The organism is Staphylococcus sp. HGB0015, assembly GCF_000411275.1.
Taxonomy (GTDB): Bacteria; Bacillota; Bacilli; order Staphylococcales; family Staphylococcaceae; genus Staphylococcus; species Staphylococcus schleiferi.
Genome location: NZ_KE150417.1, coordinates 143,190 through 156,312, shown reverse-complemented (window position 1 = coordinate 156,312; position 13,123 = coordinate 143,190). Strand labels below are relative to the sequence as shown.

Annotated in this window: 12 protein-coding genes and 1 pseudogene; 4 read left to right on the top strand and 9 right to left on the bottom strand. The window is 34.6% G+C overall.

Going from position 1 to position 13,123, the window contains the following annotated elements:
- Positions 1-13: 13 nt before the first annotated feature.
- A complete protein-coding gene (locus HMPREF1208_RS00750) occupies positions 14-703 on the top strand; it encodes a response regulator transcription factor (RefSeq protein ID WP_016424418.1) in 690 nt (229 codons plus the stop codon).
- Positions 704-794: 91 nt separating this feature from the next.
- On the opposite strand, the gene HMPREF1208_RS00745 is transcribed toward HMPREF1208_RS00750, so the two are convergent.
- The 4 genes from HMPREF1208_RS00745 to HMPREF1208_RS00730 all read right to left on the bottom strand — a co-directional run bounded on the left by HMPREF1208_RS00745 (position 795) and on the right by HMPREF1208_RS00730 (position 3,698).
- Entirely contained in the window at positions 795-1,154 is a 360-nt protein-coding gene (locus tag HMPREF1208_RS00745) for a DoxX family protein (protein WP_016424417.1), read from the bottom strand.
- 42 nt (positions 1,155-1,196) lie between these two features.
- Positions 1,197-2,201 carry an NADP-dependent oxidoreductase gene (locus HMPREF1208_RS00740; protein WP_016424416.1) on the bottom strand — a complete coding sequence of 335 codons (1,005 nt, stop codon included), beginning with the start codon at positions 2,199-2,201 and terminating at the stop codon, positions 1,197-1,199.
- 133 nt (positions 2,202-2,334) lie between these two features.
- Positions 2,335-3,003: an NAD(P)-binding oxidoreductase gene (locus tag HMPREF1208_RS00735; RefSeq protein WP_016424415.1), complete on the bottom strand. Its 669-nt coding sequence runs from the start codon at positions 3,001-3,003 to the stop codon at positions 2,335-2,337.
- Positions 3,004-3,017: 14 nt separating this feature from the next.
- Positions 3,018-3,698, bottom strand: coding sequence for a type 1 glutamine amidotransferase domain-containing protein (locus HMPREF1208_RS00730; RefSeq protein WP_016424414.1), 681 nt, complete (start codon positions 3,696-3,698; stop codon positions 3,018-3,020).
- A gap of 78 nt (positions 3,699-3,776) precedes the next feature.
- Here HMPREF1208_RS00730 and HMPREF1208_RS00725 point away from each other — a divergent pair, with 78 nt between their 5' ends.
- The 3 genes from HMPREF1208_RS00725 to HMPREF1208_RS00710 all read left to right on the top strand — a co-directional run bounded on the left by HMPREF1208_RS00725 (position 3,777) and on the right by HMPREF1208_RS00710 (position 7,336).
- The gene (locus HMPREF1208_RS00725) at positions 3,777-4,115 is read left to right on the top strand and encodes a helix-turn-helix domain-containing protein (protein ID WP_037559186.1); all 339 of its coding nucleotides are present in this window, start codon (positions 3,777-3,779) and stop codon (positions 4,113-4,115) included.
- 651 nt (positions 4,116-4,766) lie between these two features.
- Positions 4,767-6,011, top strand: coding sequence for an aminoacyltransferase (locus HMPREF1208_RS00715; protein ID WP_016424412.1), 1,245 nt, complete (start codon positions 4,767-4,769; stop codon positions 6,009-6,011).
- A 509-nt stretch (positions 6,012-6,520) separates the two neighbouring features.
- Positions 6,521-7,336 (top strand): LysM peptidoglycan-binding domain-containing protein, encoded by an 816-nt coding sequence (locus tag HMPREF1208_RS00710; protein ID WP_016424411.1) that lies wholly within the window; start codon positions 6,521-6,523, stop codon positions 7,334-7,336.
- Positions 7,337-7,639: 303 nt separating this feature from the next.
- Here the strand turns inward: HMPREF1208_RS00710 and HMPREF1208_RS11630 are convergent.
- The 5 genes and pseudogenes from HMPREF1208_RS11630 to HMPREF1208_RS00690 form a co-directional block, all read right to left on the bottom strand.
- A pseudogene (locus HMPREF1208_RS11630) lies at positions 7,640-7,816 on the bottom strand (transposase); the annotation flags it as partial.
- A 271-nt stretch (positions 7,817-8,087) separates the two neighbouring features.
- Complete coding sequence (locus HMPREF1208_RS00705) at positions 8,088-9,089, bottom strand: inorganic phosphate transporter (protein ID WP_016424410.1); 1,002 nt, start codon at positions 9,087-9,089, stop codon at positions 8,088-8,090.
- A 14-nt stretch (positions 9,090-9,103) separates the two neighbouring features.
- Positions 9,104-9,721 (bottom strand): DUF47 domain-containing protein, encoded by a 618-nt coding sequence (locus HMPREF1208_RS00700; protein WP_016424409.1) that lies wholly within the window; start codon positions 9,719-9,721, stop codon positions 9,104-9,106.
- 684 nt (positions 9,722-10,405) lie between these two features.
- A complete protein-coding gene (locus tag HMPREF1208_RS00695) occupies positions 10,406-12,304 on the bottom strand; it encodes an FtsX-like permease family protein (protein ID WP_016424408.1) in 1,899 nt (632 codons plus the stop codon).
- Positions 12,294-13,055 carry an ABC transporter ATP-binding protein gene (locus tag HMPREF1208_RS00690; RefSeq protein ID WP_016424407.1) on the bottom strand — a complete coding sequence of 254 codons (762 nt, stop codon included), beginning with the start codon at positions 13,053-13,055 and terminating at the stop codon, positions 12,294-12,296. Before HMPREF1208_RS00690 ends, HMPREF1208_RS00695 begins: the two co-directional genes overlap by 11 nt.
- Positions 13,056-13,123 lie beyond the last annotated feature (68 nt).

The window sequence follows — 13,123 nt, the reverse complement described above, 5'->3', positions numbered from 1 at the left end:
AGGAGGCAGTGCAGTGAATGTTAGAATACTCGTTGTAGAAGATGATGATGCGATTACACACTTACTCGACGTCTCATTAACCCTTGATTATTATGAAGTGCTCACTGCGACTAACGGCAAAGACGCTAATTTTCAAATTCGTTCAAAAGCACCCGATATTATTTTGTTAGATTTAGGATTACCCGATATTGATGGTTTGGACCTCATCAAAATGATACGTCAAACTTTTGATATCCCTATTATCGTAATCAGCGCACGACTGGATGAGCAAACGATTGTTGATGCATTGGATAACGGCGCGAACGATTACATGACAAAGCCTTTTAATGTTGATGAATTACGTGCACGCATTAGAGTTGTGCAACGATTAAAAAATATGCAAGATCATAAAGATATCGTCTTCGAAAATGGACCTTTAGTCGTGTCTTATCAGTCTAAAACAGCACGTATTAATAACGAGACGTTAAGTCTAACGCCTAATGAGTTTGCATTATTAGAATTATTATGCCGGCACGTAGGAAAAGTACTCACATACGATACGATACTCAAATCTATTTATGGTTATGTGAATAAATCAGAGATGCCGAGCCTACGTGTCCATATGACATCATTGCGCAATAAACTTAACCAAGCGCATCCGTCATCTAAACAACTCATTATTACCCGCCCTCGTATCGGTTATCAAATGCAATATTGGCATTGATTTCGACTTAAACTATGAAAAAGCCGGCGCCAAAATTAAGAAATGACAACTTAGTTTTGGCGCCGGCTTCATTCAAATTTTTGCGACGATTCTATAAGAATTTAGTTAGGAATGCAAATACAAATTGCAATGGTAAGCGAATCACATGTTCTTTCACTGTCTTACGTTCACTGTCTGCATATGAAATTTGCTTTCTTGCAGCGTAAATGTTTGCTGGAAAGACAAGCCATAAAAAGCCACTTACAATTTTTCTTACACGATTTCTGTTTTTGCCTAATAAAATGTAGGCAGAAAGTACGAATTCTGAGATACCTGAATATTTCACAATTGCTTCTTTAAAAGGCAAATAAGATGGGACAATTCTTAAAAACATTTCTTTGTTTTTAAAATGGGCTTGTCCACTTCGGAAAAACATAGTGCTAAATAATAATTTTGCGATAAGTTGTTTCATATTTTCTCCTTTGCTGACTTTAAAGTTTGGGTTTAATTTCAGTTATTCTTCAGAAACTTGCACGACTTGCTTACCAAAGTTATCACCTGAGAATAATTTTCTAAAAGCTGTAGGCAATTGATTAAAACCGTTATCAATTGTTACTTCTGATTTTATTTTACCCTCAGAGACCCATTTTGCAAGTTGTTCGCTTGCTTCTTTAAAATAATCAGAAAATTGAGCTACTACAAAGCCTTGCATCAATGCTTGGCTCTTCACTAAAGTTTCTTGAATTCTTGGTCCCAATTCAGCCTCTGTATTGTTATATGTTGAAATGGCACCACACACCGGTACACGCGCAAACTGATTGAGATGTTTGAATACTTCGTCTGATAATGCGCCACCTACATTTTCATAATACACATCAATGCCATCTGGAACAGCTTGTTCAAGTTTTTCAGCGAAGTCATCACGTTTATAGTCGACCGCAACATCAAAGCCAAGTGTATCCGTTAAATAGGATGTTTTCTCGTCACCACCCGCAATACCTACGACTCTAGCACCTTTAATTTTAGCAATTTGTCCTACAACAGAACCTACAGCGCCAGATGCCGCTGATACAACGACTGTTTCACCTTGTTTTGGTTTTCCAATTTCTAATAAACCTGTATAGGCCGTCATACCAGGCATACCAAGAACACTTAAATACAAATATAATGGCACTTCTTTTGAAGGAATCGGATTTACTTTTTGTGCATCAACGGTAATGATTTTTTGCCAAGGTAAGACACCTGTCACATAGTCACCTACATTAAAGTTATCCGCTTCAGATTGAATTACCTTCGCCACAATATGGCCGTGAATAGGCGCATCAATTTCATAAGGTTTAACATAACTTTTCGAATCATTCATTCTACCGCGCATGTATGGATCAACTGAAATATAAACTGCTTCCAGTTGAACTTCACCTTGCTTTGGCTCAACAGTTTCTATCTCTTCATATCTAAAAGTATCATCTTTCGGTACACCTTTAGGTCTTTTTGCTAAAACAATTTGTTCATTTTGCATAATTAGCCTCCGTTCTTAATGGATTACGACACATCTCGTTGTACTGAACTTAACAACTTGAGATGCTCGCTTTTAAAAACGATATGATGCCCTATCAAAGCACGTGATTCATCGTTATTTACTCACATTCGCTTTATTTTTCTTCTAGAAATGTTGCTACTGCATCTGAAAGTGATGCATCACCATTAATGATTTGGAATTCTTTACCATGAAGTGCATCATTAACAACCACTTCTGCTAATACTTCAGCAACGTCTTCTCTTGTGATTTTAATAGGGCCTTTACCTCTTACATTAGAAGCAATGGTAAATTTTGATGTCCCTTTGTCATTTGTTAAACCACCTGGATGTACAATCGTATATTTAAGGTTCGTACGACGTAAATAGTCGTCGGCATAATGTTTTGCAATTGTATATGGTTTTAAATCGCCTGATTCATCAAATGCTTCTCTGCGTGAATCAAATGTAGATACCATAATGAAATGCTTAACGTCAGCTTGCTCGCTCGCTTTAATCGCTTTAACAGCCCCGTCTAAATCAACAATGATTGTTTTATCATCGCCTGTATTAGGCCCTGAGCCAACTGAAAAAAGAACTTGATCAAAGTTTTTAAATGTTTCACTCAGTTCATCAATAGATTGATTTTCAACATCTACATAAATCGCTGAGACATTATCATTTTTTAATGCATCAACTTGCGATTCTTTTCTTACACCTGCAGTAAAATCAACGTTTTGCGCTTTCAGTTTATTGACGAGGTGTTTACCTACGCCACCATTTGCACCTATAATTAATTGAGACAATGTCATTCACTCCTTTATTTTTTTAATAACGCTAATGCTTTTTCAGCTACAGCATGGCCTGATTGCGGGTTTTGACCTGTAATAATACGACCATCTACAACCGCAAATGGGTGCCAATCTGCATCTTTTTTAAATTGTGCCCCTTTGCTTACAAACTCATCTTCTAATAAGTAAGGGATATTTTGAGTTGTTCCGTTTGCTTCTTCTTCACTATTTGTAAAACCTGTCACTTCTTTACCATTTACTAAGAAACCATTTTCAAATGGAATGTCTAATAGGCCAACTGCCCCATGACATACAGAAGAAACGATTCCGTTGTTTTCGTAGATTTTAACCGCAATGTTATTGATTGCTTCATTATTTCTTAAATCCCAAATTACACCGTGACCACCTGCAAAGTAAATAATACTGTAATCTTCAGGGTTCACTTCATCTGGAGATAATGTATGACCAAAGTTCTGCATATAGTTATCATCCGTATAGTATGCCCAATCATCATCAGACATCATATCTGGTGTAAGACTTACAGGATCAAGTGGTACATAGCCACCTTTTGGACTCATGTAATCTACTTCGTAACCCGCATCATAAAAGTCTTTCGCAAAATGCGTGACTTCAGAAAACCAAGCACCTGTTGCTCTTTTTAAATTTTCATATTTAGATACATTTGTCATTACAATTAAAGCTTTTTTCATTGTATTTCCTCCTACGAAATGATTATATATAATAAGATAACAGTTAAACCTTACTTTAAGAGAAGGGATATGCTCACATTGGAAAAATATTATATCGATTATGTTGCAGAAATATGCAATATATCCAAAAGCAGATTAAGATTTTATGAAAAAAAAGAGATTTTAAAATTTATAGAAAGAGATTCGAATAATAAACGATTATATTCAAAAGATGATATTGAAATGATTAAGTTTATCAAATGCTTAAGTACATTAAATATGACTTTGAAAGAAATTAAGAAAAACACCAATATGCTCTATGAAAAGAAAACAGACGTTAAAACCATTTTAACGTTACATTTGGAAGTCCTTAATACAAAAAAAGCCTCGCTGACGAAACAAATTAACATTCTCGAAAAGGAACTCAAACAAATATAAACCTCATTCTTCCATTAATATGTCAAACTTAACGTCAATTCATAAATGATCTGAACTTGAACATTTCTTTTCCTACTAGAGACGCCGTTTCATTATATATTGCAGCCTATATTCTTATTTACAACCTTGCTTGAAAACAGCAAAATATTGTTATATTCTTAACAGGTAAGTGCAATTAAAGTATTCAGCATATTCAATAAAAAACATAGCTATAACAACTACGATTAAATTACCTTTTATTTTAAATAGCCTGTAACTGTTCATTTCTAAACCTTTGAACAATTCATATTTGCACGCTCTAATCAAGCTTATTCGTACTGAAACATTCCATATCATCGTCATGGATGCAGTTACATTTTTATCTAACAAACGCAACATCAGCATTATAGTGGGGAAATGCAATGTGAGCGCAATGATGATTTTAAAATCACTAAGTATATCAAAATAGTTGCTATGCATCAACTTCATGTGAGACGGCGCGCCCCTTACATATTAATATGATATCACTTTTTGTTATCGCTTACATGATATGTAGTTTGATGTGGATTTAATGAAATAGGATGAGAGTGTAGCGCTTATGTATTGAAACTCGCTTTTTTGCTTCAAATTTTAATATCACGAATATATCTTGCTTACTGAAAGGACGAAATTATGCAATTTTTAAATTTAACTGAACAAGAATTTGATTCATTTGCTCAAGAGAATTTTTCGCATTACACGCAAAGTAAAGATCTCTTCGAATATAGAGATAATAAAAGCCAAGACGTTCATATTGTCGGTGTTAAAAACGATGAGGGCGAAGTGATTGCAGGTTGTTTATTTACAGAAGCTCGTGTGATGAAATTCTTTAAATACTTTTACTCACATAGAGGGCCAGTAATGGATTTTCATAACACTGAGTTAGTAACGTTTTTCTTTGAAAATCTCACACAGTATTTGAAAAAACAAAACTGCTTATTTACATTAGTTGATCCTTATATGGTCATCAACGAATACAATGCAGATGGTGAAATCATTGCGTCGCATCATTATGAAACATTTAAAACGACACTTGAAGGGCTTGGTTATAAACATCAAGGCTATTCGATTGGTTATCATCCATTGAGCCAAATTAGATGGCTGTCAGTCCTTGATCTAAAAGATAAAACAGAAGCAGACTTATTAAAAGCAATGCAATACCAAACACGCAGAAATATTAAAAAGACCGAAGAAATACATGTACAAGTTGAAGAATTAAGTATTGATGAAACAGAACGCTTCTTCAAACTTTTTAAAATGGCTGAAGAAAAACACGGCTTTTCATTTAGAGATTTAGACTATTTTAAAGAAATGCAAAAAATCTATAAAAATTCTGCTTTAAAAATTGCGACTATTAATTTGAAAGATTACTTAAGCACATTAACATCACAACATCAGTCCATCACAGAAACGTTAACTTCAGCAGAAGAAAAATTAGAAGAAAATCCTAATTCTAAAAAACAGAAATCAAAAGTACAAGATTTACGTCAACGACTTCAAAGCTCAAACAAAAAAATTGAAAGAATTCAATCGCTCATCGAAAGTGATGGTGAAGTACTTGATTTAGCCGCTGCTTTATACATCTATAACAATCATGAAATGTACTATTTATCTAGCGGATCCAACCCGAAATATAATGAATTTATGGGTGCTTATAAATTACAATGGGAAATGATTAAATTTAGCCTAGACCATCACATTGATCGTTACAATTTTTATGGCGTAACAGGCGATTTTTCAAAAGATGCAGAAGACTACGGTGTTCAACAATTCAAAAAAGGATTTAATGCACACGTTGAAGAATATATCGGTGATTTCGTTAAGCCTATTAAGAAAAACTGGTATTTCATTTACAAATTACTCAACCGAGAGCGTTAATTGATAGACCGTCGTTTTATGACGGTTTCCTCATCTTTTACCATCAATTCATATCTGCCTTCCGTTTAAGGCATGGGGATGACTACTCGGATTGCACAAAGCTTACAACAAGCCCCTGTGCAATCCAGCTAGCCACTGCCATTTTATCAATACGCCCTTTCTATAAGTGAAATTATCCGTCCACTTGCCCACCTATTTATCCCTTAATTATCACACGCGTTTATTTATTAGAGTTCATCTTGATTAACTAGGTAAATGAGATGGCGTTATATTAAAATCATCTTACAAAACAAAATTTTCTGTCAGTTAAAAAGCATGCAGCAATTCGGGCATTACAATGTTTAAAGTCATCCGTCAAATTAAATAAAATTTTCCACAACATTACAAATTCGTAACAAGTGCCCTATATGATTTATTCTTTGTTATCATGGGTAGTGTATTCATAACAAATTAGAACACTCATAAATGATAGAGATTTAAAATCTAAGTGTCACTAAGGAGGAAATACATTGAAAAAATTCGCATTTGCATTTACGATGGCATCTGGCGCAGCTGCATTATTAACGCATCATGATGCCGAAGCTTCAACGCAACATACGGTTCAATCTGGAGAGTCATTATGGTCAATCGCACAACAATACGGCACATCTGTTGATCAAATTAAACAAGCCAATCAGTTAGACAATAACATGGTATTCCCTGGTCAAGTCCTCTCAATCGGTGGAGGCAGCGGTGCTGGTGGTGCTGCAACAGCACAATCATCTAATAATGGTTCACACGTTGTACAAGCAGGCGAATCTTTAAATGTTATTGCCGCACAATATGGTGTCAGTGTCCAAGATTTGATGCGTGCAAATGGCTTAAATAGTTATTTGATCCATCCACAACAAACTTTAAAAATCCCTGGTGGTTCTGGTGGTGCACAAGCCCCTCAAAGCGGTGGCGCAAATGGTTCATCCACAGGTAACGGAGGCTATACTTCTCCAACATTTAATCATCAAAATTTATACGACTGGGGTCAATGTACATGGCACGTGTTCAACCGTCGTGCTGAAACAGGCCAACCTATCAGTACGTATTGGTGGAATGCCGATCATTGGGCTAGCAATGCAGCAGCTGATGGATATACAGTAGATCACAATCCTACTGTTGGCTCTATTATGCAAAACTTTGAAGGTCCAGTCGGTCACGTAGCTTATGTTGAGCGTACAAATCCAGATGGTAGCATTCTTATTTCAGAAATGAATTACAATACGCCTCCAGGTGTTGTTGATTATCGTACAATTCCTGCTTCAGTTGCGTCTCAATATAATTATATTCACTAATTCATTTTGAAACATACGTCATAAAAAAAGCCATTAGAAGCGAAAAAACTTCTAATGGCTTTTTATTGTTTAAAATTATCAATTTTTATAGCATGCTGTAGTAATAAAGGGCTGTACACTTTATATGGTGGTTATGTATCTATAATAATTAAGTCGCAAACTTCCGATTGCTTCTTCGAGTCTCGCTTTCCCAGGCGCCTTACCTCAACTAATTTTGGCTTTTATTGTAGCTCATAAGAAGCCAAAATGGATTTTCGGTTTCGGCTCTATGCCTCGGGAGTCTCGACTCGGTACGCAATCTATTTAAGCAATTTCACTATTGAAAAGTGGCATTGCCTTTTTCTTTGGTCTTTTATACAGTCTAAAAATAATAAAAATGCGATTTTTGAAGTTATAAAAGTTGCGATAGCCATATGAAACTCTTTTAATCAGTTTAACTTTTTGATTAATTCCTTCAATCGCTCCATTATTGAATTGAGGGGTTCCAAGTGATTTTAATATTATTATCTTTAATTCTTAGTAACTTTAATATATCATTACACATAGGCGCAATATGTCTCCTTTATTTTTGGTTTAGTCACTTAAAATTATAGAGGCATTTGCGCTATTTTTGTACAAAAAAGCAGGATGACTTATGTCATCCCACCATAAAAATGAAGAACCTAATAAAGTCGTGTTTGTCCGTTTGCATATGCTATTGCACATTCATCTTGCAATAGACAGAGACGCTTAAGCTATAGATACTTCTCTATTATAAGAACAAGTTTAAAATCAAATAAAAGACTGCAGCAATAACAGCTGAAATTGGTAATGTAATGACCCAAGTGACGATCATACGTTTCGCTGTATTCCAATGCACACCTTTAATTCGATTTGAAGAACCTACCCCTAGGATAGATGAAGATACAACATGTGTTGTTGATAATGGAAAATGAAGTGATGATGCGACAAATATTGTCAACGCTGAAGCTAAATCAGCTGACGCACCATTTGCTGGGCGAATTTTCATAATGTTACCGCCCACTGTTTTAATAATCTTCCAGCCCCCAATGGCTGTTCCTAATCCCATTGCCGTTGCACAAGAGACCTTAACCCATAATGCAGGCTCAACACTCGTTTGTAAATTCGCTACAATTAACGCTAATGTAATAATCCCCATTGATTTTTGGGCATCGTTTGTACCGTGAGAAAAAGATTGTAAAGACGCTGTGAATATTTGAAAGATACGAAAATTACGATTGGTTCTTGTTAAATTCGCATTTCTAAAAATCGTTTTGACAATCGTATAAATAATAAAACCAACGATAAATGCAATCACGGGTGATAACAGTAACACTAACACAATTTTCGTAAAGCCTTGGTAGTGTAACACATTAAAAGAACCCGCAGAAGCAATTGCCGCACCTGCAATTGCACCGATTAACGCGTGTGAAGATGAGCTCGGTATCCCGTAATACCAAGTCACTAAATTCCATACAATAGCCGCCAAAATCGCTGCTAACACAACAACGAGACCATTTTCTAACGTAAATGGATCGACGATTTCTTTTGTAATTGTTGAGGCTACACCCGTAAAAGTCAGTGCCCCGATAAAGTTCATAAATGCTGCCAACAAAATGGCTTGTCTCGGTGATAACGCACGCGTTGATACTGCCGTCGCAACTGCATTGGCTGTATCATGAAACCCGTTGATAAAATCAAATAATAACGAAAAGATAATGATAGCTACCGTAATAAGCAACAAAAACTCCATAAACAAGGACTCCCTTAGCTATTTTTCATTATGATTGTTTCAAAATTATTTGCAACAGCCTGACAGCGGTCGGCAATATTTTCTAAACTTTCATAGATGTCTTTAATTTTAATTAAAGTAACAGGGTCTGTTTCACTATTAAAAATATGTTTAATAGACTGACGTAAAATGCCATCACAATTTGTCTCATATTCTTTAATATTGATAGAGTGTACACGCATATGTGAAAGTTTTTTCTCTGTCATTAAACCAATGGCCAATTTCATCTCGCCAATTGCTTTTTGAATATTATCCACAAACTCAAGCATATACTCATCTGTATATTCAATCGAATACATCTCAAACATACCCGATGTTTCTTCCATTGCATCCAAGACATCATCAATCGCATTACACAATGACATAATATCTTCACGTTCGATTGGCGTAATGAATGTTTGGTTTAAATCTGTTATGACTTGGTGCATTAAGTCGTCACCATGTGATTCATACGTCTTGATATTGTCAGCATAAGCTCGCAAGTCTAGGTGTGTATTGAAATCCATTTTACCGAACTCAATTGCTGCACGGTCTAAATTGAAGATCATATCCTCTAGGCGTTCCATGAACTTATCCTTTTTCTTCCTAATCATCTTAAAATCCTCCATTCAGCGATTACCCAATCACTTTTGTAAAAGTTTTATTACTTTAATTATAAGATAATGTTAAACCTTTGTTAACTCATAAGATGCTTGATAGGGTCATATCACCTTTTGATTTTCTTATTTCATTGTTGTTACATGCTTTCAACCTTTTTCACAATTCCTATTTGAAAATAGCATATATTTTAAAGCGCCACAATTAAATTTACAAAACCTTAACATTTTATTTTGTTAAGGTATTTGCCCTCTTAAAATCATCAACGTATTTTATTAAATGTACGTTTATTTTCGAAAATTCTGTAACTATTAAGGTATTATTAATCTCTAATGTAGGGTTATTATAAACTTTTTAAAGAATTTGAAAATATTTTTAAAGTTTAATTTAAAAGATTTAGCCTATCAGTCACCCAAAAATATGATAAGTTTTTGTTATCATTCAAATGATTTATTGTTATATTTATAAAATATGTATTCCTTTTAAAACTAAAAAATGTATATCATCAGACAATATCATATGCCCGGTACAAATCTTTTTCAAATGTAGATGACCCGTTTTATATACCAAAAAAGCATGATAGAAACCTCTATATTTTAAGATTTCTATCATGCCTTTAAAACGATTTAAAATAATGACATATTTCATTACGTCATGATATCGGATTAAATTTTACTATTTTAAATCGAATATTTAATGCTACGTCGTGAATGCATGTAAGCGAGTAGTGCAAATACAAAGTAGATGATTGTATATACACCCATCGCAATGAATACAGGGATAAAGCTTTGGCCATCCATTAATTCATTGAATGCTCTTGCAGCAAAGCCTGCATGAAGCAATCCGATGATCAATGGTAATCCAAAATTAAATACGACTTTTAATGCTAAACCTTTAAACATATCTTGATGCGTGTAACCCATTTTGCGTAAAATACGATAGTTTTGCATCTCATCCTCTGTCTCATCCATTTGTTTAATATAAATAATACATCCTGCAGCAATTAAGAACGCAATACCTAAGAAGCTGCTCACAAATAAAAACATTCCTGAAAATTGTAGTTGTTCGGTAAGCAATGATGATCGGTTTTGAGGTATTTCCTTATTATATTGTTGATTCCACTTTTCAGCTGCTTTGATATCTTTTTCATTTTTCAAATCATATCCAATTTGCGTCGTTGGGCCACTTTCTTTGTTATTTAATTGCGTTGTTTGTAAAGTTTTAAAATCTTTGTCATTCACTACTGCAAGTGACTGCCCAATAATAATTCTATTTGCAACATAAAATTGATTTGAAATATCTTTAACTTTTAATTGGACGTATTTTTTATCATTCCCTAGTCGCATTTGGATGCCTTTTTTCAAACCAGAGATGTTGTTAGAGACACTGCTTCCATTTACAAATGCAACCTCACCTTTATTCACCTGCACATCATCAATTTCTTTATCGCTTACAACGGGTGTAACAGTGTAGTTTTTATCCACATCACTCCCTTCTTTCAAAATGGATACATCAATCATATGCAAGACATTTTTGTCATATGGGATGTGATGCGATTTTAATTGATTTTCAAATTGTTGTGCTGATTTTTCTTTCATATAAGTAAATTCATGAGGACTCATAATGTCTACATTTTTTTGAATATTCGCTTGGCCAATAGCCGCAAAAGATAAAATCGTTATCGTAATGGCAGAAATAATACCAATAGCGGTTAGAGAAAAAGCATTTTTCTTCATTCTGTGCATAATAGAAGCTGTAAATACAACATCTGTCACATTCACATAGCCATGTTTACTTCTCTTAAGTGCTTTAAAAATAAGTGACACCGAACTTCTAAAGAAAAAGTAGGCGCCTAGCACTGTAGTTAATAAAATCAATGGTATTAATGTCATAATAAGCGTTGCTTCTCTTAGCATTATGACAGAAAGGTAATAACCGGTACCAATCATTACAATACCGAGTATTCCTAAAATAACGTCTCTTTTAGTAATTTGGGCTTGAGGCGCTTCAGTTTGCTTGATATCATTCATCATTTGGATGATAGAACGTCGCTTTAAGAACAAGTAACTTTGAATCATAATAAGCAAGAAAGATAAGATAACAAGAACTAAAGTGACACCTAAAGCTTGAGGCTCAAATGCAATTTTGATTTCCAGCGGTAAATGCGCTACGTTTTTAATAATTAATAAGAGTAGGCGTGAACCAAATAAGCCTATAATGCCCCCAATGAATGTTGTCGAAATGAAAATAACAATTTGTTCTAGCCCGAGCATGCGCATTAAGTCTTTACGCGACAAACCAATTAACTGAAATAGCGCAAAACTCTTTGTTCTTCTTTTAATAAACAACCAATTTGCATAAAGTAAAAAGACAATAATAATGACAAATAAAAACTTTTCACCAATGGCTGCACTGTTTTTCAATAATTTTGCGGACTCTGAATGTGTAATATCGTCTGTATATTTCAATGTCACAAAACTAAAGTACAACGAGATACTGAGTAGCAAAGAAAACAAATATATCGCATAATGGCGCAAATTTTGGCGGAAATTTTTAAGTACAATATGACTAAAACGCATGCTGTACACCACCTAACACACTTTGATTTTGAATGATTTCTTGGTAAAAGTGTGAAGCGGGTTTGTCCCCTTGATACAATTCTGTATGAATTTGACCATCTTTCAACATAATCACGCGATGCGCATAACTTGCTGCTACCGGATCATGTGTCACCATCACAATTGTTGTTTTCATGTGACGATTAATCATATCTAATCGTTTTAATAAATCTTGTGCACTTTTAGAATCTAATGCCCCTGTAGGTTCATCTGCAAAAATAATCGCAGGTTTACTAATTAATGCACGTGCCGCTGCTGTTCTCTGTTTTTGACCGCCTGATATTTCATTCGGATATTTATGGCTCAAATCTGTGATTCCGAGCGCATCTGTCACTTCTTGGTAGCGTTGCTCCGCTTCAGCCTTATTCATTTTTCCGATAGATAAAGGCAACATGATATTTTCACGTACAGTCAAAGTGTCTAAAACATTATAATCTTGAAAAATAAAACCGACATTTTGTTTTCTGAAGTGAGAGAGTTGTTTGTTCGACATACGCGTGATGTCTTGTTTGTTCACTTCAATCGTTCCTCTTGATACGTAATCAATTGAACTTAAAACATTTAATAATGTCGTCTTACCCGAACCAGAAGGCCCCATAATCGCTACAAATGCGCCTTCTTCAACTTTGAAATTAATGTCTTTTAAAACTTCAAAGCTTTGTTTTTTATTCCCATATATTTTACTAACATGACTCACATTTAAAATGGACACGATTCCTCACTCCTTCATCAAATTTATAATGCTATTTTATAGTGAATACAATGATAAATCGTGCGTAT

What these genes read in the sequence shown, in the direction of transcription:
- HMPREF1208_RS00745 (WP_016424417.1), bottom strand. Translation starts at nt 1,154, where the DNA reads ATGAAACAACTTATCGCAAAATTATTATTTAGCACTATGTTTTTCCGA.
- HMPREF1208_RS00705 (WP_016424410.1), bottom strand. Translation starts at nt 9,089, where the DNA reads ATGGAGTTTTTGTTGCTTATTACGGTAGCTATCATTATCTTTTCGTTA.
- HMPREF1208_RS00700 (WP_016424409.1), bottom strand. Translation starts at nt 9,721, where the DNA reads ATGATTAGGAAGAAAAAGGATAAGTTCATGGAACGCCTAGAGGATATG.
- HMPREF1208_RS00695 (WP_016424408.1), bottom strand. Translation starts at nt 12,304, where the DNA reads ATGCGTTTTAGTCATATTGTACTTAAAAATTTCCGCCAAAATTTGCGC.
- HMPREF1208_RS00715 (WP_016424412.1), top strand. Translation starts at nt 4,767, where the DNA reads ATGCAATTTTTAAATTTAACTGAACAAGAATTTGATTCATTTGCTCAA.
- HMPREF1208_RS00740 (WP_016424416.1), bottom strand. Translation starts at nt 2,201, where the DNA reads ATGCAAAATGAACAAATTGTTTTAGCAAAAAGACCTAAAGGTGTACCG.
- HMPREF1208_RS00730 (WP_016424414.1), bottom strand. Translation starts at nt 3,698, where the DNA reads ATGAAAAAAGCTTTAATTGTAATGACAAATGTATCTAAATATGAAAAT.